The sequence below is a fragment of the Clostridium beijerinckii genome, from assembly GCF_018223745.1.
Lineage (GTDB): Bacteria > Bacillota > Clostridia > Clostridiales > Clostridiaceae > Clostridium > Clostridium beijerinckii.
Genome location: NZ_CP073653.1, coordinates 5,653,193 through 5,679,766, shown reverse-complemented (window position 1 = coordinate 5,679,766; position 26,574 = coordinate 5,653,193). Strand labels below are relative to the sequence as shown.

Below are 26,574 nucleotides of genomic sequence, written 5' to 3'. Positions count from 1 at the left end.
AATGTATAATAAATTTTTTATATTAAAGAATTTGAAGGATAAATATTTAAATTCAAAAATAAGTATAAAGATTATTGTATATTTTTCAATAATTTTTGTGCTTTCAACAGTCATACTTACCTTTGCATATAAGAAAATAAATTCTATTTATAATATAGAGAAGATGAAACAAAGTTCAGTTGAGGTTTTGGAAAGTGCAGAAACTAATACGAGCATGATAATTGATAATGTTAATAACGTCTCAAAGATGATTATATCAAGTGACAATGTTCAAAATACATTAAAGAGAGTTCAGAAAGAAGGGACTGCCTATGATAATATTAGTAATTATCTGATACAATTCACTAATTTTAGCTCTAATATATCTTCAATATATGTATTAGATAACTATGGCAATAAGTATTATTCTGAAAATGTCTTTTATAAGGATTTTCAGATGGATAAGATTAAAAATTCTGAATGGTATAATGAATTATTAGAGGGTAAGGGTAAATATATATTAAGATTAAATGGCGGAGGATTTTTTGAGGGTTATGGTAATAATTATGTATCCTTAATAAGAGAAATAAATGATATAAATACTGGTGAAAAAATTGGCTTGATAATTATAAACATGAATGAGAATGCGTTCTATAATTTAAGTTTGAAGCTAAATAATCAATATGGAACAAGACTTATTATAAAGAATGATAAAGATGAATTGATAACAGGTTCGGAGGTTGATTCTAAAATACTAAGTAGAATAAAAAATTATAATGATTCTAAATCAAAAGTGTTTTTTTTAGAGGAAAAAATACAAGATAAGGATTATATAATATCAAATCTTAAAAATTCAGACTATAACTGGAATCTGACGACTGTAGCAGAATACAATGAATCTCCAGAGCAAACAAAGTATACTAATTATTTTCTTTTGTGTTTTAGTATAATAAATTTCCTACTAATTATTATTGGGTCTATAATAATATCTAAATTTATAACAATGCCTTTAAAGAAGCTTAGTGAATCAATGAAGGGGATTCAAAGTGGAGAGTTTAATATTGTTAATATAAAAACGTACAATGATGAAGTAGGAGAATTAAAAAAGGGATATAATATTGCAATTTCTCAAATTAATTTACTTTTGGATAAAATACGTAAAGATGAAAAGATAAAAAGGCAAAATGAATTGAATTTGTTAATGTCACAAATAAAGCCTCACTTTCTATACAATACGTTTGATACTATTAATTCTTTAGCTCTACTCGGAAAAAATAAAACAATATATGAAATGATAAAAGCCTTGGGTAAATTCTATAGAACAAGCTTAAATAATGGAAAAGATATTATTACTGTAAAAGAAGAAATAAATACGGTAAAAAGCTATCTGATAATTCAAAATATAAGATATGAGGATATGTTTGAGGTTGAATATGATTTAGATCCACGATGCGACGATTTTAAGATAATAAAATTAGTATTACAACCGCTAGTTGAAAATGCTATTTATCATGGAATTAGAAGCAGCAAGAATAAAGGAAAGATAAGAATATCTACCTTTCAAGAGGAAGAAAAAGTTATATTAATTTTGGAAGATAATGGGAATGGCATGGATGAATCACAAGTTAGCAATATAAACGAAAATAAAACTACTGGCATTGGAGTAAGAACTACAAAGGAAAGATTAAGAGTTTTCTATGGAGAAGAGCACGAATTTATTGTTGAAAGCAAGAAAAATGTTGGTACCAGAATAACTATTAAGATGCCTAGAATTAAGAAATAGATTAAGTTTTCTAACGAATATTCTAAAGGGAAGTGGATTATTTTATGGATAGCATTATAAAAGTTATGATAATTGATGATGAACATCTTATAAGGGATCTAATAAAAAATTGCATTGATTGGAATGAAATTGGCATGGAGATAGTAGCTGAAGCTTCTAATGCGGTTGAGGGATTAAATCTAATAAATAAAGAAAAGCCAGATATTATTTTAACAGATATAAATATGCCTGTAACAGATGGATTGGATATGAGCAAAAGCATATTAGAAAGGTATCCAGATATAAAAGTTATTGTAATTACAGGTTACAATGAATTTGAATATGCTAAAAGAAGTATAAAGATTGGTGTGAATGATTTTATTCTTAAACCTATAGATGAAGATGAATTAAGAAATTCAGTTTTAAAGCTAAAAGACGAGATTCAAGATGAATATCTAAAGAAGAAGGAATACAGTGATATTAAGGAAAAAATGGTTGTATATAATAATATAATAAATCTAAATGATGCAAATGAAACTGAGGATAAAAATTTAAGTATAGAACAAATTAAAAAATTTATAGTGAAAAATATATCTAATCGAGATTTATCTTTAAAACTGGTAGCTGAATATTTTTATGTTAATCCAAGTTACCTAAGCAGAATATTTAAGGAAAAAACTGATGAGACTTTTTCAGAATATATTGTAAATACTAAAGTAAAGATAGTTACTGAAATGCTTAAGAACCCAAATGCGAAGGCTTATGAAATTTCAAAAAAAATTGGTATCGATGATCCTAACTATTTTAGTAATTGGTTTAAGAAGTGTACTGGTCTATCAATCAAAGAATATAAAAAACAAAAGCTATGAATTTACAAGAGTATAGGGATATGAGTAGAAATGTAAGAATATGTGGTTTGTAGAAACTGGGTATTATTACATTTCTTTTTTTTGTTATATTTAAGTTTTAATAGCCTGAAATCAATACATAGATGATAAAGAATAGAAGTAGAAAGGTATAATTTCCACGATAATACACGTGTTTATTAATTAATGAATATAAAATAATTCACAAGAATAAAAAATTTAAAGTCACAGATAATAAAATAAGTTATGAATGATTAGTCTATGTTTAATGCAGTTACGCATTTAAACAATAAAGCAAGAAAAAGGAGAATAAAAATGTTTAAGGAATTCAAAGAATTTGCTATGAAAGGAAACATGGTTAGTCTAGCGATAGGTGTTGTTATTGGTGGAGCTTTTAGCAAAATTGTTACATCTTTAGTTAATGATATTATAATGCCACTAGTTGGCTTATTGATGGGAAGAGTTGATTTCTCTAATTTATTCTTTACTTTAGGAAGTGGAAATTTTAAAACTGTTCAAGAAGCTAAAGATGCAGGAGTGGCTACAGTTAACTATGGAATATTTATAAATAACATAATAGATTTTCTGATTGTAGCATTCTCAATTTTTATTATTATACAGCAAATAAGCAAACTTACTAAGAAAAAGGGAGAGAATATTGTTCCTGATAAGAAAAAATGTAAATACTGCTACACCGAAATTAATTCGCAGGCAACAAGATGTCCTAATTGTACGTCAGAATTGAAAGAAAATTAGATAAATGAGATGGTGTATAAATACAGAAAAATGAAAGAAAAATTTTTTTATATTTCATATTTGTGAAAAAAAATAGCTTGCAGGCATAGTGAGAATTATGTAAAGATTCATAGAAAAGATAAATAATATGTATCATTTAACGTCAAATATGTTATAATCAATATATTAATTTTTTAATGAACAAAATTTGTATTATGACAACTTATGAGTTATAAAAATTGCATAATTGGTTTCTAACAACTAACACATGCATTAAAAGATAATTCATATGAAATAAAAATAATAAGCATTGAAGGAGTTGTATTTTAATTGGGGAAAAAATTTAAAAGAGTACTGGTTGCAAACAGAGGCGAAATAGCAATAAGAATTTTCAGAGCTTGTCATGAACTTGGAATAAGAACTGTGGCTATATACACAGAAGAAGATAAGTTTGCTCTTTTTAGAACTAAGGCTCATGAAGCATATCAAATTGGAAAGAATAAGGGGCCAGTTGAAGCTTATTTAAACATTGACGAAATAATAAATCTTGCATTAAAAAAACATGTAGACGCTATCCATCCAGGATATGGATTTTTATCTGAAAATCCAGACTTTGCTAGAAGATGTGAAGAAGCTGGTATAGAATTCATAGGTCCAAAATCGGAAATGATGGAAAAATTGGGGGATAAAATTAAATCAAAAATAGTAGCTAAAGAAGTTGGCGTTCCAGTAATACCAGGGGTAGAAAAACCTATATCTTCTGAAGAAGAAGCAATTGAAATTGCAAAAATATGTGGTTTTCCTGTAATGATAAAAGCTGCTGCCGGTGGTGGTGGTAGAGGAATGAGAATAGTAAGAAGCGAAAATGAGCTTCTACCTTCTTTTAGAAATGCTAAGAATGAAGCAAAAAAAGCTTTTGGTAATGATGATATGTTCATTGAGAAATATATAGAAGGACCAAAGCATATTGAAATACAAGTGCTTGGAGATAAGTATGGTAACATAGTACATCTTTATGAAAGAGACTGCTCTATTCAAAGAAGACACCAAAAGGTTATCGAAATTGCTCCAGCATTATCATTAACACAAGAAAAAAGAGAAGAAATCTGCGTAGATGCACTTAAAATAGCTAAATCTGTAGGTTATAGAAGTGCAGGAACTCTAGAGTTCTTAGTTGATATGCACGGAAATCATTACTTTATAGAAATGAATCCAAGAATCCAGGTTGAACATACAATTACTGAAATGGTCACTGGAATTGATATAGTTCAAAGCCAGATTTTAATAGCAGAAGGCTATGAGTTAGGCTCTGCAGAAGTAGGTATACACTCTCAAGACGATATACAGCCAAGAGGATATGCAATCCAATGTAGAATAACTACAGAAGATCCTGCAAATAATTTTTCACCAGACACAGGTAAAATTGATGTTTACAGAACAGGATCAGGTTTTGGTATCAGACTTGATGGAGGAAATGGATATAGTGGCGCAGTAATAAGCCCATATTATGACAGTTTACTTGTAAAGAGTACTGCATATGCAAGAACTTTTGATGATGCTGTTAGAAAATCCATACGTGCAATCAAGGAGCTTACAATTTCAGGGGTTAAAACTAATGTAGACTTTTTAATTAATGTGTTAAATAATGAAACCTTCAAAAAAGGTGAATGTGATACTAACTTTATATCAAATAATCCACAATTATTTGATATAAGGCCTAGAAGTGATGAAGAATACAGAGTATTAAAGTTCATTGGTGAAAAGATCGTAAATGAAACTAAGGGTACTAAGAAAGAATATGACGTGCCAGATATTCCAGCTATAGCATCTTTAGAAGGCTTAAGCGGAACTAAGCAGATTTTAGATGCAGAAGGTCCAGAAGGTGTAGTTAAATGGATAAAAAATCAAAATAAGCTGCTTCTTACAGACACAACTATGAGAGATGCTCAGCAGTCTTTAATGGCTACTCGTGTTAGAACCCAGGACATGAAGAATATTGCAAAGGCAACAGCAGTTTTTGGAAATGATTTATTCTCACTTGAAATGTGGGGAGGAGCTACTTTTGATACTGCTTATAGATTCTTAAAGGAATCTCCATGGAAGAGACTTGAATCGTTAAGAAAGAGAATTCCAAACGTAATGTTCCAAATGCTTGTTAGAGGAGCAAATGGTGTAGGTTATAAGAATTATCCAGATAATGTTATAAGAGAATTTATAAAAGAATCAGCTGACAGCGGAATAGATGTATTTAGAATTTTTGATTCTCTTAACTGGTTAAAGGGCATAGAGGTATCTTTAGAGGAAGTATTAAAATGCAATAAGGTAGCTGAAGTAGCATTATGCTATACTGGAGATATTTTAGATGAAAAAAGAGATAAATATAGCTTAGAGTACTATGTAAATAAAGCTAAGGAAATTGAAAAAATGGGAGCTCATATTCTTGCAATAAAGGATATGTCAGCACTACTTAAACCTTATGCAGCTAAGAAGCTTATAACTGCATTAAAGAATGAAGTTTCGATCCCTATTCATCTTCATACTCATGATACTACTGGTAATGGTGTTGCTACAGTATTAATGGCAGCAGATGCAGGAGTTGATATTGTTGATACAACTTTCAATGGAATGTCAGGACTTACAAGTCAGCCGGCTTTAAACTCAGTTGTTGCTGCTCTTCGTAATACAGATAGAGATACAGGTATTAATTTAAGCGGAATTCAAAAGATATCTGATTATTGGGATACAGTAAGACCAGTATACAGCCAGTTTGAATCAGACTTAAAATCAGGAAGTGCTGAAATTTATAAATTTGAAATACCTGGTGGACAATATTCAAACTTAAAGCCACAAGTTGAGAGCTTTGGTCTTGGACATAGATTTAATGATGTAAAATACATGTATAAAGATGTAAATGATATGCTTGGAGACATAATCAAGGTTACTCCATCATCAAAAATGGTTGGAGATTTAGCTATCTTCATGGTTAAGAATGATTTAACTCCTGAAAATATAGTTGAAAAAGCTAAGAATATGGCCTTTCCAGATTCTGTAGTTTCATATTTCAAAGGAATGATGGGTCAGCCAGAAGGCGGTTTCCCTAAGGATTTACAAGAAATTGTATTAAAAGGAGAAGAGGCTATAACTGTTAGACCAGGTGAATTATTGCCACCAGAAGACTTTGGAAAGATTGAAACATACTTAAAAGAAAAGTATAAGTTCACACCATGCAAAAAAGACGTAATAAGTTATGCATTATATCCAGATGTATTTGAAGCATATATAAAATCTATATTAGAGTACGGTGACGTAAGCCGTATGGGCAGTGATGTATTCTTCCATGGACTTGCAGAGGGAGAAACCAGTGAAATTGAAATAGCAGAAGGAAAGACCATGATTGTCCAACTGGTTAAAATCGGAGATCTTGATGCTGAAGGAAATAGAACCTTAGATTTCGAAATCAATGGAAATAGAAGAGAAATTAAAATAAAAGATAAAACTGAGAGAATTATCAGTAATTCAGGTAAGGATGATTCATCTAAGATGGCTGATCCTGATAATAAGCTAGAAGTTGGAGCTAGTATCCCAGGAACCATAATCAAGGTGCTTGTAAAAGAAGGAGACGGTGTAAAAGAAGGAGATAGTTTACTTGTGGTAGAAGCAATGAAGATGGAAACAAATATTGTTGCATCTAGTGCAGGAACTATTGAATCTGTTTTAGTAAGTGAAGGACAACAAGTTAAAACAGGTGAATTATTAGTAAAACTTAAATAATAAGCATATATAAATAGCCCTATAAGATAGTTTATAGGGCTATTTATAGTGGATGGAATATTAATTATACAGAAAGTGACAAGCTCAAAATATAATATAAATATGAAATAAGAAATAGGGTGATTTACTGATTTTTATCTTAACTAGAATATGTATTAATATGATAAATTTATTATATTATGTAGAAATTTCGTTGAGTATTAGTAGAATTTAAAATATAATGATAATATGATTAACTTACAAAGCATATTAAATTTAATGGTTATTTTAAGAAGGAGAATTGTGAGACAGATTGATATTAAAGTTAGGTAGGTTGATTGTATTTATAAATAAAGGGGTAGGTGGTGTAATTATGAAAAATGTGAATATTGTTATAGTGGATGACTCGCCTTTTCAAATTGCTTTATTGAGAGATTTATTGACAGAAAGTGGATTTAATGTTGTGGGTGAAGCAGGTTCCTTAGAGGAAACTATTGAGGTTGTTACAAATATGAAGCCGGATTTAGTAACAATGGATATGACTATGCCAGGAACTGATGGATTTGAATGTACAAGGGAAATACATAAAATTGATCCTAATATTAAAGTTATAATTGTTAGTTCTATGATGGATGATGAAATAGTAAGAAAAGCGAAAAAGAATCACGTATGTGGGTACGCACAAAAGCCAGTAGATGCAGAAGAATTAACATTATTAATAAATAGAGTTATGGCAGATGAAGAATTGTTTTTAGAATTGGAAGGTCTATATTCATCAGTGTTTAGAGAGGCTCTATTAGATGTCTTTAATAAGCTTACTAAAACAGTGCCGGTGATTACACATGAAAGTAATGAAAATGTTGAGAAAATTAGTAAGGGAATTTCAATTGTCATGGGGGTTATAGGAAAGTATTCAGGAAGAATAATTTTCGATATGTCATTTGAAACTGCTAATAGCATAGGAAAGGCATTGCTTAAGAGAGAGGTAAAGAATACTGAAGAAATGCTTAATGTTATGTCTGAGATAACAAATATGGCGGCAGGAAATGCATGCTCAATGATAAATAAAAGAAATAGGATATTTGGATTAAGGGTTGCTCCGCCAACCACATTCCATGGAGAATCAATTAGTATATCGAAAGCAGAATTAGAAACTACTTATTCTGCGAATGCAAAAACTCAGTTCGGAGATTTATCAATTAGTATAGGCTTTGGAAGAGGTGAAGGAGAATGGATGTCAATTATATAAATCCAATATTAAATTCTTTTGCAAGTGTATTGCCACAGTTAGGGTTACCTGATGTAGAGAAAAAGGGAATAAGTCTAAGAGGTAGATTCATAGAGAGTCCTGGAGTTGTCATTATTGTTGGTATTATAGGTGACATTAAAGGTAATGTTATTTATGGGTTAAGCTTAGATGATGCAAAACGAATAGCATCTACAATGATGATGGGAATGCCAGTTGAACAATTTGATGAATTGGCTCAAAGTGCAATTTCAGAACTTACAAATATGTTAACTGCAACTGTAGCAACTAATTTTTCAAAAGAAGATATTAATATAAATATATCTACACCAACTCTTGTACATGGAAACTTTACTGCAAATGCGAGTTCAGATAAAGTTGTATGTGTGCAAATGGGTGTTGGAGATATGAATATTGAGGTTAACATTTCAATGGAGAAAAACACAATTTAGAATATTTATAATTTTTATAATAAAACCATTTGTGATTTTAAATCATAAGTGGTTTTATTAAAGGCGAATTAGATTATTTAAGGAAGTGAATTCATATAAATAAGAGTATATTTTCAAAAGTTTTAAGAATAGCTTTGGGGATTTCTAGAGATATATTTTATGCGATATCAATTATATCCATTATAGTTTTAAGTGTTTTAAATACAACTAGTATATATGGTTATGCAATACAAAGATATAAATTAAATGAATACACTGGATTATCAACAGAAATATTAATGGATAACTATAAAAGAGTAATTTATTATGTTCAGAATCCGTTTATTAAGGAATTAAAGTTTAATAGTATACCTATGAGTGAATTCGGAAGGATACACTTTTTTGAGGTGAAGAGAATATTTATAGCGCTATATGTATTTAGTATAATATTTATTGGCGTTATAATCTTTAAAGTATTGGCTAATAAATCAAATGATTTAAAAAAGAGGCTTATAGCAAATTTCAATAGTGGTGTAAATATGATGGCAGTAATATTCATATTTGTTGGTGCAATATCAGCAAAGGATTTTTCCAAAGCATTTATTTATTTTCATAAAATATTCTTTAGAAATAATTACTGGATATTTGATCCTAGAACTGATCCTATAATAAATGCATTACCAGAAGAATTTTTTATGCTTGAATTAATGAGTATAATAATTTTGTTGATAGTAGTTACTGTCGTTATAAAGTTACTTTATATTAGAAACAAGTTAGGTTCGAAAAGTTAATTATAATTTACTTTTGAAACTCTCTGGTATATAATAACATTTATAAGAAAAACTGATTAAATATAGCGAGGTTAATACTACATACGCTATGTTAAAAGACTCTTGCTTTAAAAGGCGGGAGTTTTTTTATTATTAAGGAGGAGATTATTTTGCAAAAGATTATTTATGTTGGAATAGGCGGTTGCATTGGAGCTGTAATGAGATACCTAGTGACCATGCAATCAGCAAAAATGATAAATTCTAATATTCCATTAGGAACATTAATAGTAAACGTAGTCGGAGGTTTCCTTATAGGAATGATAATGGAACTAAGTGTTTCAACAGATTTGATATCGCCCAATTTAAAGCTTTTTTTGACAACAGGTGTTATGGGTGGGTTAACAACATTTTCAACATTTAGCTATGAAACAATAAATTTAATTAGCGACGGAAGATACTTATTTGGAATTGCTAACATTTTATTAAACGTATTTTTAAGCATAGGAGGAGTTGCCTTAGCTAGATTAGTATGTAGTATATCAATTTAGAAAAGAATAGTTATTTTAAAAAACTAAAAAAAGATGAGATTAAAGCAATAAGTCTATGAAAAGTATGTTAAAATATATATGAAATTTAAGGGGGATGGACTATTTGAAGTGTAAAATATGTGGTATGGAAATAAATGAAAGAAATTTTAATTTTAATGAAGAAGCTTTTATTAATAAGAATTCGATAGACAATATTATTCATTGTCCATTTTGTGGTGTAGGTAAGGAGTATTTGAGTGAAAGTAATGAAATAATTGCAGTACAAAGTGACTTGTTTGATGAAAATACTTTGAAGATTTTAGATCATGCTGTTAAGCTTGAGCTCTTTAATGGTGACTTTTATAACACGGCAGCTATGAGAGCTAAAAATGATAAAGTCAAAAAAGTATTTGAAGTATTATCAAAAATAGAAATATGTCATTCAAAAATACATCAAAGACTAGGTGGCTTTATAAAGGCTCCTAATTTAAGTAAAGTTAGCTATGATAGATATGATAGTGATAGTGCACTTTTACAATTAGCAAAGCAAAAAGAAGAACATGCTGTTGGATATTATGAAAAATATAAAAATCAGGTTAATGACAGCAATTTATTTGAAATATTTGCAGCTTTAGCTGGCGTAGAAAAAGAGCATATCATTCTTGTTGAAGAGTAGATAATCTTTAATTTGAAAAGATTTAAGGCTTATTTAAATAAAAAATATGAGGAAAGAAATGATATAAAGTTAATTTTATTATTGTATTATGGTATGCATGGAATAAATTTAACATAAAGACAGTAATAATGTTCTTGAATTTAGACTTTTTATGTGTTATCATTAACAAGTATCGAAAATGACATTTAATAAATTAATAATAATTCTAAAAATGTGTTTTTGATAAAAGCAATGATTAACATGGTTTGACGTCTGAGAAGAGACGATTTTCTCAATAGGAGAAATTAAGGTGCAAACCCTTATCATTCCACCATTGCCATGCTAGATGGGGAGTTAGCGGTGCCCTGTAACCTGCAATCCGCTATAGCAGGATTGAATTCCTCGCTTAGGTATTAGCGATTTATAGTCTGACTTTTGTAAGTGGTGTTGATGACTGGGTCCCACGCAATGGAAGCCCATGAACCTCGTCAGATCTGGAAGGAAGCAGCGATAAGTGGTTCCTTCCATGTGCCGTGGATCAATCTGGTCTGAGCTAACTGCATTAGTAACGTATAGAAAACTAATAACGAAGCGAGGTGCATGGTTTATTTTAATGTTTAATTATAGCATGGAAATGAAAAATTAATTAGGTTATTCTTCAATAGGATTAACATAGGACACAATAGGATAAGAAAGTGAGGGCATTTCAGCAATGAAATACCCTCATTTTCTTATCCTATTTAATTTAAATTTACTATTTACTTTACAATATTTTTAAGACAGCCTATACCTTCAATTTCGCATTCAACTATATCGCCAGGCTTTAGGAATTTAGGTGGTATGAATCCCATGCCCACACCAGCTGGAGTTCCCATTGCAATAATAGTTCCAGCCTTTAAAGTAATTCCCTGAGACAATTCATGAATTACGTCTTGTATTGAAGTAATCATAAGATCAGTAGTACTATTTTGTCTTAGCTCTCCGTTAACTCTAGAGCATATCCTTAATACTGGAGGATTAACAAATTCATCTTTAGTGACAATACAAGGCCCCATTGGAGTAAAACCATCTAAACTTTTACCGAAATACCATTGTTTATGTCTTGTTTGAAGGTTTCTTGCACTCACATCATTTATTATAGTATAGCCAAAAACATAATCAAAAGCTTTTTCTTTAGGTACATCTTTAGCGTCTTTTCCAATGATCACTGCTAATTCAGCCTCATAATCTAGACTATCAACTATTTGTGGATAACTAGGGATATAATCACCATCAGCAGTCGCAGTATTAACTCTTTTAGAAAAATATACTGCATATGGTCTATCTCCACCAAAGGCTTCGTTTTTATATCGAGCAGATTCAACTGCATGCTCCATATAGTTGATACCTAAACAAATAATATCTTGATTAGGATTAGGTATTGGAGGCATTTTAGAAATATCCTCTATGGAGATATATTCCTTATCATTATTAGTTAATGATTTTTGTAGAAGATCCATTTCATGATCTGTTATGTTTTCTATTAAACTGATCATGCTATCATAATTAATGCCAAGAGATTTTATAGGATAAACTCCTTGCTCATTGAGAGCTAGTATTCCTACTTGCTCTATACCTTCATGCTTAAAAGTTACAAATTTCATAATACATTCCCCAATTCTAAAGATTTTTTATTTTAAAGTTGTATTTTAGCCCATTTCTAAAATAGAATTTAATTCTTCGTAATTATGATAGAGTAATATGAATTTAAAACTGATATTACTGTATATTTACATCTGTATTAAATTTACAAAAGTATAATGCAATCCATTCTTTTCGTCAATAAATTTCTCTGATGTGTATTCAGTATTATAATTTGAATAATTAATTCCAGGGAAATGTGTATCGCCTTCAAATTCTTCATCTACTTTTGTTAAGTATAATTTCTTTGCATAAGGGAGAAATTGTTTATAAATTTCAGCACCTCCAATTATAAAGACTTCATCTTCACACTCCAAATATCTTTGAAGTACTGAATTAAAATCGTGCTCTATTGTCACCTTATCCGAATCTACATTAAAATTATTATCTCTAGTTAGAACTATATGTTCTCTATTAGGTAAAATTCCAGGCAATGATTCAAAAGTTTTTCTGCCCATAATCATTTTTTTGCCTGTAGTTATTTTTTTAAATCTCTTTAAATCCTCTGAAATATGCCATAATAATTTATTATCTTTTCCGATTACATTATCTTTAGCAATAGCAACAATTATTGAAATCATTTATTATCCCACCTATCTTAGGCACAATCAAAAAGTATATTATTTTCTTTCATATGCCTTAAATTTAATTATACTGATACGTCCATTTTTATAGATTCATGATGCTTATAATCTTCTAATTTTATGTCGTCAGGAGTAAAATCATAGAAATTTGTAATCTCTGGATTGATCCAAAGTTTTGGAGCATTATATGCATCATTTTTTCTTGTAAGTTGAAGTTTCAAACCATATACTTGATTTTCGTATATATGAGCATTATTTATTACATGAGTAAATAATCCTGGCTTAAGTCCAGTAACTTGAGCTAACAGATGAACTAATACAGCATACTGAGATGTATTAAATGGAACACCAAGTCCCCAATCTCCGCTTCGTTGAACAAGCATACAGTTGAGCTTCCCATCTGTTACATCCCACATTGTAAGAAAGCAGCAAGGATATAAAGGAGCGCTATCTAGGTATGGAATCTGCCATAAATTAATCATCATTCTTCTATCTTGTGGGTTATTTTTTAATGCATCTATTAATTTATCCATTTGATCGAACTTTTTCACTATCCAACCATAAGAAGTTCCGATGGTTCCGTCTTCCATCATCCATTCATCCCATATTTTTACGTTTTGAGATTGAAGTTCTTTTACACTGTTTGATTGATCTTTAAAGATCCAAAGAAGTTCTTTAACGGCAGTTTTAAATGCCACAAATTTTGTTGTTAGTATTGGAAATTCTTTTTCTAAATTAAATTGCATAATTTGATGAGGTAGTTTATAAGTCTTGACTCCAGTTCTGTTATTATCGAAGTAACCATTTTCTAATATATCATTAGCAATGGCTAAATATTTATCATCATATAAACTCATTATAGATATGCCTCCTTATATTTAAAAACTATTTTTATAATAAAATTATTCAATATACATTTTAACCTAAAGTATTTAACAAGTCATCCAATATATTTTAGATAAAAGCATATTAAAAGTATATGGTCTTCAGAAGGAGTGTAAATTCAAGAAACTATTAGTATTTATTTTTAAAGATTTTTATATTACATATATTTCTTCAAATATATGTAATATAAAACTAATTGTGTATTTTGCATTGCACAAGCAATAGTGTATAATAATGTTATATTTAAGAGAAATGGCGAGGTGGTATCCCGTGGGTTATACAGCACTATATAGAGAGTGGAGACCAAAGAATTTTGAAGACGTTGTTGGACAGGAACATATAACTACAACGTTAAAGAATGAAATTTTAAACGATAGAATTGCACATGCTTATCTTTTTTGTGGAACTAGAGGAACAGGAAAAACATCAACTGCAAAAGTAATGGCAAAGGCATTAAATTGTCTAGATTTACAAAATGGAGAACCATGTAACGAGTGTGAGATGTGTAGAAAAATAAATGAGGGATTAGCAATTGATGTAACAGAACTTGATGCCGCTTCTAATAATGGTATAGATAAAATTAGGGACATTATAGATGATACAAAATATCCGCCCCAGGAAGCTAGGTATAAAATATATATAATGGATGAGGTTCATATGCTTTCAGTAGGAGCAGTTAATGCGTTCTTAAAAACTTTAGAAGAGCCTCCTAAGAGAGTAATATTTATATTAGCCACAACAGATCCGCAAAAGCTACCTATAACTATTCTATCTAGATGTCAAAGATTTGATTTTAAGAGAATAAGCCAAAAAGAAATATCTAGCAGACTTAAAAAGATAACAGATTCTCAGGGAATAACTTATGAGCAAAAAAGTTTGGATTTAATTTCAAGAGTCTGCGATGGTGCAATGAGAGATGCATTAAGTATATTAGATCAAGCGATTGCTATGGGTGAAGATAAAATTAACTACGAAGATTTAGTTAGTATATTGGGACTTGTGACAAATGAATATTTGTTTGACATAACTTATGCCATTATAGATAGAAGTATTGAAAAATCCATGATTATAATTGATAAGCTTGTTTATTCTGGTAAGGATATGCAATTGTTCATTAAAGATTTAATAGCACATTTTAGAAATTTACTTATGGTAAAGGTTACAAATAATCCAGAAGAAGTTTTAGACATGTCTCTTGAAAATATTCATTTAATTAAAGAACAAGGAAGAAAGATTAGAGTAGAAGAAATAATGAGAGCTATTAGAATACTTCAGGATTCGGAAACAAATTCAAAAGCTAGCAAGCAAAGTAGATTATATTTAGAGCTTGCTATTATAAAGATGTGTAAAATTGAGTATGATACTTCAAATGAGGTTATTTTATCAAGAATAAACAAGTTGGAGGAATCATTAAAAACTGGCAAGATCCGAATGGTTCAATCAGAAAATATTAATGAAGAATTAAAATCTGCACATAATAATATAGGAACTAATTCAAATAATAATCAAAGTAGAAATGCTATTAATAAGGGTAACATAAATAGTAACAGTGTTAATTTAGAAGCTAATCCAAATTCATCGTTAACAGTAGATGATGTTGGGAGAGTATGGACAGAAATATTAGAAAAGTTCAAGGCAAAGAGGGCAATGATTGTTTATGCTTCAATTGTTACAGCAAAGCCATATAGCTTAAAAAATGGTATAGTTACACTTGAATATGATTCAATGTATGCATTTAATAAAGATAGGTTACAGAAGGCAGAATACAGAGAAATTGTGAATACCGTATTTTCAGAAGTTCTAAAGGAAAAAGTAATTGTAGATTATGTAGTAAAAAATGATAATGAAGTAAAAGATCAAGAAGAGTTATTAAAAGAAACAATAGAAGGAATACCATTTGAAATATATGATGAATAAGAAGTTACTTATTCATTAAACTTGAGTATTAATAAAAGATGTTTTATAATTAATGAATGAGATTCAAGAAAGAGGAGGATTTTTTATGGCAAAAGGTGGATTTCCAGGAGGCTTTGGTGGCGGAAATATGAATAACCTTATGAAGCAAGCACAAAAGCTTCAAAAGCAAATGGAAGATATGCAAAAGGAACTTGAGACAAAGGAATTTGAAGCATCAGTAGGTGGTGGTGCTGTAGTTGTAAAAGTAACTGGTAAAAAAGAAGTATCATCAATTAACATAAAACCAGAAGTTGTAGATGCAGATGACGTTGAAATGCTTGAAGACCTAGTAATGAGTGCTGTTAATGAAGCACTAAGAAAAGCAGAAGAGGAAACTTCAAGTAAAATGGGTAAACTAACAGGTGGAATGCCAGGCGGGTTATTCTAAGAATTTCAATAGTTATTAATAAGTTAGCATACAGGAGTGTAGAAGAAACTTCAGCCTGTATGCTTTTTATAATAGGCTAAAAATATAGATAAAGGAGAATTATAAATTATGATGGAGTTTTATCCAGTAGCCATAGAAAAGTTGATAGAAGAATTCGCTAAGCTACCAAGTATTGGACAAAAGACGGCTCAAAGATTAACATTACATATATTAAATCTTCCGGATGATGAAGTTAAGGAATTTGCGGATGCATTAGTTAAGGCAAAAGGAACGGTTAAGTATTGCTCGGTATGTGGAAACTTTACAGATAAAGATCCTTGTGCATTATGTGGGAATCCTAATAGAGATAAGGGTACAATATGTGTTGTAGAGCAGCCAAAGGATATTATGACAATGGAAAAGGTTAAAGAATACAATGGAGTATATCATGTATTACATGGAAATATATCTCCAATGCAAGGAAGAGGTCCTCAAGATATAAAAATCAGAGAACTTGTTGCCAGAATGAATGAAGATGTAAAGGAAGTAATATTGGCAACTAATCCCAATATAGAAGGAGAGGCAACTGCAATGTACATATCTAAGATACTTAAACCTCTTGATGTTAAAGTGACTAGAATTGCTTCAGGAATACCTGTTGGTGGTGATTTAGATTATGCAGATGAAGTTACATTATCTAAGGCACTAGAGGGAAGAAAAGAGATATAAAATAAAGGAACCTAAATAAAATTAGGTTCCTAAAAAGTGTTACATAGATGGGAGTTAGAAGTTTCTATCTGCATGAGTGAAAAGCTTCTTAAGTATAATATATATAAATTTGAAAAAGTGTTACAGTATTAAAATAAATTATGAAATCAAATTATGTATATTTTTACCATTGAATGGATAAAATGGTAGTAAGAAGTTTTTTGGAGGGATTTACATGAATAAAAAAAATATTGTAGAGTACCTGATGAACAAGACTAATGACTCAACTATGTATGCTAAGTTATTACATGATATGGAAATTGCAAAAATGGAAATAAATGTGGCTCGTAGCATGTTTAATAATGTTAACGATGACAAATTAATAGAAGTAGCTATTTATTCAGAGAATGTTGCAAGAAAAAGATATGATTACTTATTATCAATAGCAAGAGAAAAGGGGATAAGAGTAGAACATAATTATGTAGTAGAAAATAATGTACGAATTGTTGAATAAATAAAGTGGGGGAGCTAAATATGGAGGGACAATATTTAATATATGGATTAGCAGGCATAATATTATTATTTTTAATGATAAGATTATTAAAATGGCCGATAAAAATACTTATAAATGGTATCATAGGCGTTGTAATATTATATTCAGCTAATTTTATAATTGCAAATCTCGGATTAATAGGCATAAATGTTAATTTTTCGCTGGCGATTAATCCAATTACCGCTTTGATAGCAGGTTTTTTTGGAGTTCCTGGTGTTATTGTTTTGATTATAATAAGGTTATTTCTTTAATTGAGTTTTAGAATTTTCATTTAGAGAATTTTGACATTGCAAAATTTAATAATTGTTTAAAGATTGTCTGTATTTAGAAATATAAAAAGTTTATTATGTTTCTAAATACAGATTTTGTTATTTTTAATTATAATTATGTTTGTTAATTAAGTGATTTTGAGTTAATATTTAATGTATAAGGATTAAAATTCCTAGAGTATTATTTATTTTCCAAGGGGGGACTCTTTTAACTTATTGAGATTAGTTTTATATTGAAATTAATGTAGTAATTTTTTATGTATAAACAATAAAAGAGTATATTATGAGTTACGTATAAGAAATAATTTATGAAGGGGAAAAGAAAGTGAACAAAGAATTTCTTAAAAAGATTATAATAACGGGAATGACAACTCTAATGGTAACAAACATGTGTTATATCTCAGCATCAGCTAAATGGATTAATGATAAGAACAATGGTTGGAGTTGGTTAGATGGAGATATTAAAACTACTGGTTGGAAAGAAATTGATGAAAAGTGGTATTATTTTAATACAGATGGAATAATGAAAACAGGATGGCTTAGTGATAATGGAAAATGGTACAACCTATCTAATAGTGGAGAGATGACTATAGGTTGGAAAAAGGTTGGTGAAAAGTGGTATCACTTTAATAATGATGGGGTAATGAGCATAGGATGGGTAAATGACAATGGCACTTGGTATTATACTAATTTTAGTGGAGAAATGGAAACTGGAACATTAGGCATAAGTGGCAAAGTTTATACTTTCTCTGATAGCGGAGAAATGCTAAATGGTAATACTGAGCAAATAGAAAGTGGATCAGAGAATGTAAATGGTGTAAAGGATGACACAAATTCTCGTATTGCATATGTTGCGACAAATAATGATTCATTAAACGTTCGATCAGATGCATCAACTTCGTCAGATATAATTGATAATATATACAGAGGTGCACAGGTTAAAATTGTTGATGATGAAAAAAATGGATTCTATCCCATAATAATAAATGGAAAAAGGGGATGGGTAAGCTCTAAATGGGTCACGTTTAATAAACCTGAAGATGATACAACAAAGAGTCCAAGCTCTTCTAATATACCTAATTCTAGTGTAGGTACTCCATCAGTAGATAATAAAAATTCTAATGCGATCAGTAGTTCGCTTAGTGATATAAGGAATACACAGCCAAGTACAGATAATAAGTATTACTATTCTGATGATAATCTTTTTTATAAAGTTAAACTTTCGCCACCATTTTATAGTGGAGGAAAACCGATTAAAGGAAATTGTACATGGTATGCTTGGGGACGCGCTTGGGAAATTACAGGAGTAAAGCCAAGTGATGCAGGATTTATAGGAAATGCCTATGAATGGTGGGACGCAAATCAAAAAAGCGGTAAATACCAGTATGGTTCTCAACCTAGAGTAGGAGCTATTGCAGTTTGGAAATCTAACATGCCTAATTCTGGAGGCGATGGACATGTAGCAATAGTTGAAAAAATAGATGGTGGTAAAATTTATATATCAGAATCAACTTGGAATGGTGTAACTTTTAGGTATAGAGAAATATATGATACCAATTATTTATATGGATATATTTATCTGGACAAGGCAAACCACTAAGAATTTCATAAGCTAAAGGGGCTAGGGAGTAGTTTTTATTAGTGAAACATAATAAATATTATTGCACATGTAATATAAACAGAGGTTAATATTAGGTTATAAAAGCTAATTATAAAAAGCTATCCTGAAAGAGAGGTGTAGTAATGAAAAAAATTAAAAAGTTAAGTATAGTAGCAAGTATAGTAGCATTTATGCTGGTTGTATCTAATGGATCACATAATGTTGCAATGGCAGAGGAATCATCAGTAACAAACAATAGTCAAGGAGTAAGATTAAATGATGATTTTTATGATGCAGTAAATAGTGATTGGATTAAAAATGCTAAAATTGAAGATGGAAAATCTACTGCGTCTACTTTTGATGATGTTGAGAATAAAGTAACAGAACAAATCAAAGATATAATTAACAATTTGTTGATTAATAAGGATGCGTATAAAGAAAATAGTGATGAGAAGAAAATAATAAATATTTACAATAATACTTTAAATATAGAAGCAAGAAATAGAGAAGGGATAAAACCAGTAAAGGAAAATTTAGATGAAATTAAATCAATTGGAACAATAGATGATATTACTAAGCTCTGGAAGGATAAGAGGATATTAAACTCAACAATAAAGTTTTCTGTAGAAAAAGATATAAAAGATGTGAAAACAAATATACTTTATATAAGTCCTACTGCGCTTAGTTTAGGGGATTCAGATGAATATACTAATCCAACAGAGAATAGCAAAAAAGAGCGTAAGTTAACGGAAGATTATTATAATAAAATATTGATGTTAAGTGGATATACTCAACAAGAATCTCAGAAAAAAGTTGATGATATGTTTAAATTTGAAGAAATGGTAGCTCCGTATATTAAAGGAAAAAAGGAAAAGTCTACAACTAAGAATTTGATTGATGAACAATATAATGTATATACAGTAGCAGAATTAAATAATTTAGCTCCTAATTTAAATCTACCAGAAATTATGAATTATATGGGAATAGACAAAGCTAATAAGATTATTTTAGAAGATCCAGAATGGTTGAAAGCATTTAATAAATTATATAATCAAGAAAATTTACCTCTCATTAAAAATTATATTGAAATAGTTAATTTACTATATGCATCAAATTATTTAAGTGAGGATTTTGAAAATGCCAATAAAGAATACGCAAGTAATATGCTAGGCATAACTGGTAATGTATCAAAAGAGGAAGAGGCCGTTGATAATGTAAATTCTATGATGGGAATGGCTATTGGAAGACTTTATTCTGAAAAATATGTTCCTGAAAAGACTAAAAAAGATGTAGAATCCATAACAAAGGATATTATAGCAGTTTACAAAAAGAGAATTGATAATCTTGATTGGATGAGTAGTCAAACTAAAAAAAATGCTATTGATAAGCTAGATAAGTTAAAGATAAAGATAGCGTATCCTGACAGTTGGAATGATTATTCAAAGTTAGATATTAAATCATACGAAGAAGGTGGATCACTTTTCCAAAATGCAATGACACTTAGAATATTTGAGCGTGATAAGATGTTTAATAAAATAAACAAACTAGTGGATAAAGATGAAGATCAGTTTAAACCTCAAACAGTCAATGCTTTTTATAGTGCAACAGAAAATTCGATTATTATACCAGGCGGAATAATTCAAGGCCATTTTTATGATGTAAATGCACCTAAGGAAGTTAATTTAGGTGGAATTGGAGTTATTATTGGTCATGAAATTAGCCATGCTTTTGATAATACTGGGGCCCAATATGATTCTGATGGTAACCTTAATAATTGGTGGACCGAAGAGGATTATAAAGAATTTATGCAAAAGACTCAAAAGGTTGCAAATTTTTATAGTCAGATTGAAGCAATGCCTGGTGAAAAGTTAGATGGCAATCTTACTGTGGGAGAAAATATTGCAGATATAGGTGGAGTATCCTGTCTTTTAGATATACTAGGCGAAATGAATAATGCAAATTATAAAGCGTTTTTTGAAAGTTATGCAGTTACTTGGAGGCAAATAACAACAAAAGAATATGCAACATATGCATTAATCATAGATGTTCACTCTCCTAATAAGGTTAGAGTAAATGCAGTCCTACCACAATTTCAAAAGTTCTATGACACATATGGAATTACTGAAAAAGATGGTATGTATGTTAAGCCGGGGGATAGAATAGGAATTTGGTAAATGATATCTTATATGTTTTAAGTGAAAAATAGGTAGCTTTTCAAAAAAGCTATCTATTTATTTATTAATGGCTTATAATTTGACATTCATTAATTTTGAGTTAATAATAATGTAAGTATAAAATTAAAGGAGTAGTGATGCTATTATGCCAGCAGGAAATGGAGTAAATTGCGGAGATTGTGGAGAACTAAAGCAAGGAAGATGTAATGGAAAGGATCTGACTTGTTTATGTTATAAATGTCCAAGAAAATTGGCACAGTGTATGTGCGTTAAATATTGTAGAGAAACTGAATCAGTATTATATTTTGATGAAGACAATTAAAATATAACTTTATAATTACTTTAAATGTACTCCTAAAGGAGTATGTTTAGTATAAAAAATAATCAAATGATAATGTTGAAAGGCGAATAGTGAAAGAGTAAAATAATGTATAAGTAAATTGATATGTGCAAAGAGGCATATGTAAATATCTCATTAAGAGAATTACATATGCCTCTTATTTTATATTATTCAATACTTTAGGAAAGGAAGTTTTAGCAAATGCGTAGTTTAGAAACAAATGATTGGATGGTTATTAACAATATAGTATATCAGATTAATTCTATTGAGAATTCTACTACTATGCGAAAAAATTTCCTTACTCAGATGGCTTTAGTTTTAGATTTTGATAGTGCTGATTTTTATATTGCATCAGAATTAAATAGCCATACATTGGTTAAACCAGTATTTTACAATTATAAGCCTAGAGCGGATGAAAATTACATGGACAAGTATGACGGTATAGATTATAGCAGGGGATTAATGTTTGGTGGTAAAAGTAAAGTATATAGAGAAAGTGATATTATTTCAGAGAAAAAGAGAGTAGAGACGGAATACTATAAAAAGTACTTTGAACCTAACAATTGGCATCATACACTAAATATGATATTGGCACACAAAAATCAGTTTGTTGGTGTAGTATGTTTCTTTAGAATAAAAGGAAAAGAAGATTTTATATATGAGGATTCTTTTGTACTTGATATTATTAAAGAACATTTAGCCTTTAGGTTATATCAGGATCTAAATAATAATTCCATGGGTGGAGAAAAAATATCTATTTCCCAGTGTGTAGATACTTATGGATTAACCAAAAGGGAGGAAGCTGTGTTATGTGAACTAATGAATGGATTAGAGAACAGTGAGATTAGCAATAAATTATGCATTACAAATAATACATTAAAGAAACATGTACTTAATATATATAGAAAGCTAGGTATTAAGAATAGAGTTCAGCTATTTAAGATGGTTAAAGAAAGAGGATGAGAATACTACTTTAGGGGTATCTATATATTAAAAAGGATAATTAAAATGGTGTTTTTGGTGAATTGTTATAAAAAGATTTTGATAGTATATTATTCACAAGAAGTAGTGAAATAGTTGTTTAGATGGAAGTTTGTATATAATTTTGCAATTAGGGAGGAGAGAGGTTATGAAAGAAATAGTATTAATTATAAGACCGGAAAAATTAGAAATTATTAAAAGTATTTTGGATGAATACCACTGTGGTGGAATGACAATATCAACTGCAATGGGATGTGGAACTCAAAGAGGCTCGCTAGAAGGTGTAAATGAGATTAAGGGTTTAAAAACAAATATAAATTTATTACCCAAAATTAAAGTCGAGGCAGTAGTAGAGGACAATATAATAGAAGATATTATCTTATCAGTAATAGACAAGGTAGGAACTGGCAATGTTGGAGATGGAAAAATTTTTGTTAGAAATATAGAACAAGTTGTTCGTATTAGGACAGGTGAAAGAGGAAGTAAGGCTTTATAATTATAAATATTTAGATGCAAGGGTGCATAAAGGTATGAATATCTTTATGCACTTTTTTGTTTTAGCTCATGATAGAAGATTCAGGAAATTATAAGCATAAAAGCTATTTTTATTTAGAGGAGTGATTTAGATGATAAAAGGTATATTAAAGAAACTTATATTAAGTATAACAATAGGATGCATGGTAACAATGAGTTTATCTGGCTGTGGTTCAAATACTCAATCAACTTCTAATGGAAGTACAGGTGAAAATTCTGGTGAAAGTAAGGAATTAAATGTTATCTGCTGGTCCGAATATCTGCCAGATGACGTCCTAAAAGGCTTTGAAGAAAAGTATGGGGTTACAGTTAATATGACTACATTTACTGATCCAGATGAAATGCTTGCAAAAGTTAAATCAGGAAGTAAAGGGACATATGATATGATTATTGGCCCGGCTCAAGATATTAATATACTAAAATCTCAAGATTTGATTCAAAAATTAGATACAAGTAAAATAGAGAACTTCAAAAATATTGATGAGCAATATTTACATGAAGCAAATGATCCTAAAAATGAATACAGTATTCCTTATTTGGGTACAAGCATATTAATCGCAGTTAATACAGATAAAATTAAGGATAATATAAAATCATATAAAGATTTATTGAATCCTAAGTATAAAGATACTATGGTTGTTGTTGAGGATGCTAGGCCAATAGTCGGGATTGGATTAATGACAAATGGATATAAGATAAATGATACAAGCGATGAAGGATTAAAGAAAGCAGAGGACTTTTTAACACAATTGAAACCAAATATTCATGCATTCAATGGTGATAGTCCAAAAACATTATTATTAAATGGTGAGTGTTCATTAGGCCTTGTTTATGGAGGTGAATGCGCTTTAGCAGCTAAGGAGAATCCAGCAATTAAAGTAGTTTATCCAGAAGAAGGCATTTACTTCACATTTGATATGATGATGAAAGTGAACGGAGCTAAGAATTCTGAGAATGCAGACTTACTAATGAACTATATATTAGATCCAGAAGTAAGTGCTACTATTTCAAAGACTTTCCCATATGTAAATCCAAACAAAGCAGCCAAAGATATTCTAGGAGACGACTTTAAAAATAACAATATTATGAATATCCCGGAGGCTGAAATGAAGAAAAGTCAAGGTTTACAAGACATTGGAGAAAATGTATCAAAGATAACTGACTTATGGACTAAGTTTAAAGGATAAGGGTGAAAAATAAGACTTTGGAGGGGATTAAATGTCTGAGGTTATCGTGAAAATAGATAATATAAATAAAAAATACGGAGATAATCATGTAGTTAGAGATCTATTTATTGATATAAAAAAAGGTGAATTTTTAACTATGCTTGGCCCCTCGGGTTGTGGTAAAACTACAACCTTGAGAATGATAGCAGGCTTCGAAACACCTACTAGTGGAAGCATTTATATTGAGGGGGAAGAGGTTCAAAACTCTGAACCTTATGAGAGAGAAGTAAATACAGTTTTCCAAAACTATGCACTATTTCCTCATATGACTATTTATGATAATTTAGCTTTTGGATTATCAGTCAAGAAAGTTAACAAAGCAGAAATTAAACAGCGTGTTACAGAAATTCTCGAGCTAGTGCAGCTAGTGGGATTTGAAAATAGAAAACCAGATCAATTATCAGGTGGACAAAAACAAAGGGTTGCAATAGGAAGAGCCCTTATAAATAGACCAAAGGTTTTGCTTCTAGATGAACCTTTAGGAGCTTTGGATTTAAAATTAAGAAAGCAAATGCAATTTGAATTGAAGCGTCTTCAAAAAAAGTTGGGAATTACATTTGTTTATGTCACTCATGATCAAGAGGAAGCACTTACAATGAGTGATAGAATTGCAATTATGTATGGAGGAGATTTAGAGCAAATAGGAACACCAAAGGAAATATATGAAAGGCCAAAATCTAAATTTGTGGCAGATTTTATTGGAGAATCAAATATTTTTTATGGAGTTGCTAATAAGTTAGAGAATGATTTATCAAGAGTAAAATTAGAAAATGGAGATGCTATAGTATTGGATTCTCAGGTTATGGATAATGAAATAATTTATGTTCTAGTAAGGCCTGAAAATATAAGATTATCTAAGGAAGCGATAGAAGGATTTACTCTTGTAGGAAAAGTAAAAGAGCATGTCTATATTGGGAATGTTAATAAAACAATAATTATGCTTCCAACAGGAATGGAGATAAAGATGAATACTACTCCAAAAGTGGAATTACTACCAATAGGTTCAGAAGTATATGTGTATTGGGAAAAGGAAGATGCAGTTGTTATTAAATCACAAAGCCAAGAAGTCTTCAATGTTGTAGATAATCCCGTATTTACAGTAGAGAACCAAACAAAATAAGGAGGTGCTTAAATGAAAAGTAAAAAGAAAATAAACATGCCTCTTATAACCACAGTTGGTCCAGTTTCAGCATGGATGATTTTGCTAGTGGCTATTCCATTTATTTATGTCTTCGTTATGAGTTTTATGAATAAGGGGACTTATGGTGGAGTTGTTATTGGATTTACATTAAATAATTTTGTACAAGTATTTGATCCGTTATATTTAAAGGTTTTTGGTGAATCATTTTTGATTTCGACCTTTACGACTGTAATCTGCATAGTAATTGCATATCCATTTACTTACTTTATAGCCCAAAAAACAACTATAAAGAAGATAGTTTTTATGGCTATGGTAATAGTTCCTTTCTTGGTAAGTTCGTTAATTAGACTTTTTGGATGGATCAATTTACTTCGCAAGGACGGTATTATCAATTCACTATTGTTGAAATTAGGATTAATTAATGAACCACTTCAACTAGTATATAATACAACCGGGGTAATGATAGGTCTAGTATATATGTTATTACCATTCATGATTTTACCTTTATATAGCTCAATTGAAAAATTGGATAAATCGCTTTTGGAAGCCTGTAGTGATTTAGGAGCAAAACCTATTACTTCTTTTATGAAAGTTACCTTACCACTTACGATGCCGGGAATATTTGCAGGCAGTATTCTAGTATTTATTCCTTCATTAGGATATTTCTTTGTTACTGACTTACTTGGAGGAAGTAAAACTCAAGTAATTGGTAATGTTATTAGAACTCAATTTATAACCGCCAGGAATTGGCCACTCGGATCAGCAATTTCAATATTTTTAATTGTAATTACTTTGGTACTTGTATGGTTATACCAAAAATCAGGTGGTAATATGGACGACTTAGGAGGTATGTAA

General features: G+C 30.0%; 25 protein-coding genes and 1 other RNA gene. 23 read left to right on the top strand and 3 right to left on the bottom strand.

Annotated features, from left to right (window positions below):
• The first annotated feature begins 1 nt into the window (after window position 1).
• From KEC93_RS25050 to ffs, 10 genes are all read left to right on the top strand, one after another.
• Window positions 2-1,762 (top strand): sensor histidine kinase, encoded by a 1,761-nt coding sequence (locus KEC93_RS25050; protein WP_077868167.1) that lies wholly within the window; start codon window positions 2-4, stop codon window positions 1,760-1,762.
• Between the two features lie 44 nt (window positions 1,763-1,806).
• Window positions 1,807-2,610: a response regulator transcription factor gene (locus KEC93_RS25045; RefSeq protein ID WP_077868168.1), complete on the top strand. Its 804-nt coding sequence runs from the start codon at window positions 1,807-1,809 to the stop codon at window positions 2,608-2,610.
• A 312-nt stretch (window positions 2,611-2,922) separates the two neighbouring features.
• Window positions 2,923-3,363: a large conductance mechanosensitive channel protein MscL gene (mscL, locus tag KEC93_RS25040; protein WP_012061111.1), complete on the top strand. Its 441-nt coding sequence runs from the start codon at window positions 2,923-2,925 to the stop codon at window positions 3,361-3,363.
• Between the two features lie 309 nt (window positions 3,364-3,672).
• A complete protein-coding gene (locus KEC93_RS25035) occupies window positions 3,673-7,113 on the top strand; it encodes a pyruvate carboxylase (protein ID WP_077829451.1) in 3,441 nt (1,146 codons plus the stop codon).
• Between the two features lie 352 nt (window positions 7,114-7,465).
• A complete protein-coding gene (locus KEC93_RS25030) occupies window positions 7,466-8,341 on the top strand; it encodes a response regulator (protein WP_023974910.1) in 876 nt (291 codons plus the stop codon).
• On the top strand, window positions 8,323-8,790 hold the full coding sequence (locus KEC93_RS25025) for a chemotaxis protein CheX (protein WP_012061108.1): 468 nt from the start codon (window positions 8,323-8,325) through the stop codon (window positions 8,788-8,790). The genes KEC93_RS25030 and KEC93_RS25025 overlap by 19 nt, the downstream gene beginning before the upstream one ends.
• A gap of 134 nt (window positions 8,791-8,924) precedes the next feature.
• Window positions 8,925-9,560: a TIGR01906 family membrane protein gene (locus KEC93_RS25020; RefSeq protein ID WP_031275840.1), complete on the top strand. Its 636-nt coding sequence runs from the start codon at window positions 8,925-8,927 to the stop codon at window positions 9,558-9,560.
• A gap of 149 nt (window positions 9,561-9,709) precedes the next feature.
• Window positions 9,710-10,087, top strand: a complete 378-nt coding sequence (gene crcB / locus KEC93_RS25015) for a fluoride efflux transporter CrcB (protein ID WP_023974908.1) — start codon at window positions 9,710-9,712, stop codon at window positions 10,085-10,087.
• Between the two features lie 103 nt (window positions 10,088-10,190).
• Window positions 10,191-10,742, top strand: a complete 552-nt coding sequence (locus KEC93_RS25010; RefSeq protein ID WP_077868169.1) for a ferritin-like domain-containing protein — start codon at window positions 10,191-10,193, stop codon at window positions 10,740-10,742.
• A gap of 316 nt (window positions 10,743-11,058) precedes the next feature.
• An RNA gene (ffs, locus tag KEC93_RS25005) (signal recognition particle sRNA large type) lies at window positions 11,059-11,325 on the top strand.
• Between the two features lie 154 nt (window positions 11,326-11,479).
• On the opposite strand, the gene KEC93_RS25000 is transcribed toward ffs, so the two are convergent.
• The 3 genes from KEC93_RS25000 to KEC93_RS24990 all read right to left on the bottom strand — a co-directional run bounded on the left by KEC93_RS25000 (window position 11,480) and on the right by KEC93_RS24990 (window position 13,842).
• A complete protein-coding gene (locus KEC93_RS25000; RefSeq protein ID WP_077841654.1) occupies window positions 11,480-12,364 on the bottom strand; it encodes a fumarylacetoacetate hydrolase family protein in 885 nt (294 codons plus the stop codon).
• Window positions 12,365-12,490: 126 nt separating this feature from the next.
• Window positions 12,491-12,982 carry a dihydrofolate reductase gene (locus tag KEC93_RS24995; protein ID WP_077868170.1) on the bottom strand — a complete coding sequence of 164 codons (492 nt, stop codon included), beginning with the start codon at window positions 12,980-12,982 and terminating at the stop codon, window positions 12,491-12,493.
• 68 nt (window positions 12,983-13,050) lie between these two features.
• Window positions 13,051-13,842: a thymidylate synthase gene (locus KEC93_RS24990; RefSeq protein ID WP_077868171.1), complete on the bottom strand. Its 792-nt coding sequence runs from the start codon at window positions 13,840-13,842 to the stop codon at window positions 13,051-13,053.
• Window positions 13,843-14,140: 298 nt separating this feature from the next.
• Between KEC93_RS24990 and dnaX the strand changes: the two genes are divergently transcribed.
• The 13 genes from dnaX (at window position 14,141) to KEC93_RS24925 (ending at window position 26,574) form a co-directional block, all read left to right on the top strand.
• Window positions 14,141-15,787, top strand: a complete 1,647-nt coding sequence (gene dnaX / locus KEC93_RS24985; protein ID WP_023974903.1) for a DNA polymerase III subunit gamma/tau — start codon at window positions 14,141-14,143, stop codon at window positions 15,785-15,787.
• An 85-nt stretch (window positions 15,788-15,872) separates the two neighbouring features.
• Window positions 15,873-16,214 carry a YbaB/EbfC family nucleoid-associated protein gene (locus KEC93_RS24980; RefSeq protein WP_023974902.1) on the top strand — a complete coding sequence of 114 codons (342 nt, stop codon included), beginning with the start codon at window positions 15,873-15,875 and terminating at the stop codon, window positions 16,212-16,214.
• 111 nt (window positions 16,215-16,325) lie between these two features.
• Window positions 16,326-16,922 (top strand): recombination mediator RecR, encoded by a 597-nt coding sequence (recR, locus tag KEC93_RS24975; RefSeq protein WP_077310223.1) that lies wholly within the window; start codon window positions 16,326-16,328, stop codon window positions 16,920-16,922.
• Between the two features lie 214 nt (window positions 16,923-17,136).
• The gene (locus tag KEC93_RS24970; protein WP_012061098.1) at window positions 17,137-17,415 is read left to right on the top strand and encodes a YaaL family protein; all 279 of its coding nucleotides are present in this window, start codon (window positions 17,137-17,139) and stop codon (window positions 17,413-17,415) included.
• A gap of 20 nt (window positions 17,416-17,435) precedes the next feature.
• Complete coding sequence (locus tag KEC93_RS24965; RefSeq protein ID WP_077868172.1) at window positions 17,436-17,705, top strand: pro-sigmaK processing inhibitor BofA family protein; 270 nt, start codon at window positions 17,436-17,438, stop codon at window positions 17,703-17,705.
• A 343-nt stretch (window positions 17,706-18,048) separates the two neighbouring features.
• Window positions 18,049-19,323: a CHAP domain-containing protein gene (locus tag KEC93_RS24960; RefSeq protein WP_039772952.1), complete on the top strand. Its 1,275-nt coding sequence runs from the start codon at window positions 18,049-18,051 to the stop codon at window positions 19,321-19,323.
• Between the two features lie 143 nt (window positions 19,324-19,466).
• Complete coding sequence (locus KEC93_RS24955; RefSeq protein WP_077868173.1) at window positions 19,467-21,497, top strand: M13-type metalloendopeptidase; 2,031 nt, start codon at window positions 19,467-19,469, stop codon at window positions 21,495-21,497.
• 145 nt (window positions 21,498-21,642) lie between these two features.
• Window positions 21,643-21,819 (top strand): hypothetical protein, encoded by a 177-nt coding sequence (locus KEC93_RS24950; RefSeq protein ID WP_017212276.1) that lies wholly within the window; start codon window positions 21,643-21,645, stop codon window positions 21,817-21,819.
• A gap of 219 nt (window positions 21,820-22,038) precedes the next feature.
• Window positions 22,039-22,800 carry a helix-turn-helix domain-containing protein gene (locus KEC93_RS24945; protein ID WP_017212275.1) on the top strand — a complete coding sequence of 254 codons (762 nt, stop codon included), beginning with the start codon at window positions 22,039-22,041 and terminating at the stop codon, window positions 22,798-22,800.
• A gap of 166 nt (window positions 22,801-22,966) precedes the next feature.
• Complete coding sequence (locus KEC93_RS24940; protein ID WP_012061092.1) at window positions 22,967-23,314, top strand: P-II family nitrogen regulator; 348 nt, start codon at window positions 22,967-22,969, stop codon at window positions 23,312-23,314.
• A 130-nt stretch (window positions 23,315-23,444) separates the two neighbouring features.
• Complete coding sequence (locus KEC93_RS24935) at window positions 23,445-24,539, top strand: polyamine ABC transporter substrate-binding protein (RefSeq protein ID WP_017212274.1); 1,095 nt, start codon at window positions 23,445-23,447, stop codon at window positions 24,537-24,539.
• A gap of 31 nt (window positions 24,540-24,570) precedes the next feature.
• The gene (locus KEC93_RS24930; RefSeq protein WP_023974897.1) at window positions 24,571-25,698 is read left to right on the top strand and encodes an ABC transporter ATP-binding protein; all 1,128 of its coding nucleotides are present in this window, start codon (window positions 24,571-24,573) and stop codon (window positions 25,696-25,698) included.
• Window positions 25,699-25,710: 12 nt separating this feature from the next.
• On the top strand, window positions 25,711-26,574 hold the full coding sequence (locus KEC93_RS24925; protein WP_023974896.1) for an ABC transporter permease: 864 nt from the start codon (window positions 25,711-25,713) through the stop codon (window positions 26,572-26,574).

Bases quoted from the DNA above. Each gene is read 5' to 3' on its own strand.
- KEC93_RS24970 (WP_012061098.1), top strand. From the start codon at position 17,137: ATGAATAAAAAAAATATTGTAGAGTACCTGATGAACAAGACTAATGAC.
- KEC93_RS24955 (WP_077868173.1), top strand. From the start codon at position 19,467: ATGAAAAAAATTAAAAAGTTAAGTATAGTAGCAAGTATAGTAGCATTT.
- recR (WP_077310223.1), top strand. From the start codon at position 16,326: ATGGAGTTTTATCCAGTAGCCATAGAAAAGTTGATAGAAGAATTCGCT.
- KEC93_RS25050 (WP_077868167.1), top strand. From the start codon at position 2: ATGTATAATAAATTTTTTATATTAAAGAATTTGAAGGATAAATATTTA.
- KEC93_RS24965 (WP_077868172.1), top strand. From the start codon at position 17,436: ATGGAGGGACAATATTTAATATATGGATTAGCAGGCATAATATTATTA.
- KEC93_RS25045 (WP_077868168.1), top strand. From the start codon at position 1,807: ATGGATAGCATTATAAAAGTTATGATAATTGATGATGAACATCTTATA.
- KEC93_RS25025 (WP_012061108.1), top strand. From the start codon at position 8,323: ATGGATGTCAATTATATAAATCCAATATTAAATTCTTTTGCAAGTGTA.
- KEC93_RS24945 (WP_017212275.1), top strand. From the start codon at position 22,039: ATGCGTAGTTTAGAAACAAATGATTGGATGGTTATTAACAATATAGTA.
- KEC93_RS24990 (WP_077868171.1), bottom strand. From the start codon at position 13,842: ATGAGTTTATATGATGATAAATATTTAGCCATTGCTAATGATATATTA.
- KEC93_RS24925 (WP_023974896.1), top strand. From the start codon at position 25,711: ATGAAAAGTAAAAAGAAAATAAACATGCCTCTTATAACCACAGTTGGT.
- KEC93_RS24930 (WP_023974897.1), top strand. From the start codon at position 24,571: ATGTCTGAGGTTATCGTGAAAATAGATAATATAAATAAAAAATACGGA.
- KEC93_RS24980 (WP_023974902.1), top strand. From the start codon at position 15,873: ATGGCAAAAGGTGGATTTCCAGGAGGCTTTGGTGGCGGAAATATGAAT.
- KEC93_RS24950 (WP_017212276.1), top strand. From the start codon at position 21,643: ATGCCAGCAGGAAATGGAGTAAATTGCGGAGATTGTGGAGAACTAAAG.
- KEC93_RS25000 (WP_077841654.1), bottom strand. From the start codon at position 12,364: ATGAAATTTGTAACTTTTAAGCATGAAGGTATAGAGCAAGTAGGAATA.
- KEC93_RS24935 (WP_017212274.1), top strand. From the start codon at position 23,445: ATGATAAAAGGTATATTAAAGAAACTTATATTAAGTATAACAATAGGA.
- KEC93_RS25030 (WP_023974910.1), top strand. From the start codon at position 7,466: ATGAAAAATGTGAATATTGTTATAGTGGATGACTCGCCTTTTCAAATT.
- KEC93_RS24995 (WP_077868170.1), bottom strand. From the start codon at position 12,982: ATGATTTCAATAATTGTTGCTATTGCTAAAGATAATGTAATCGGAAAA.
- mscL (WP_012061111.1), top strand. From the start codon at position 2,923: ATGTTTAAGGAATTCAAAGAATTTGCTATGAAAGGAAACATGGTTAGT.
- KEC93_RS24940 (WP_012061092.1), top strand. From the start codon at position 22,967: ATGAAAGAAATAGTATTAATTATAAGACCGGAAAAATTAGAAATTATT.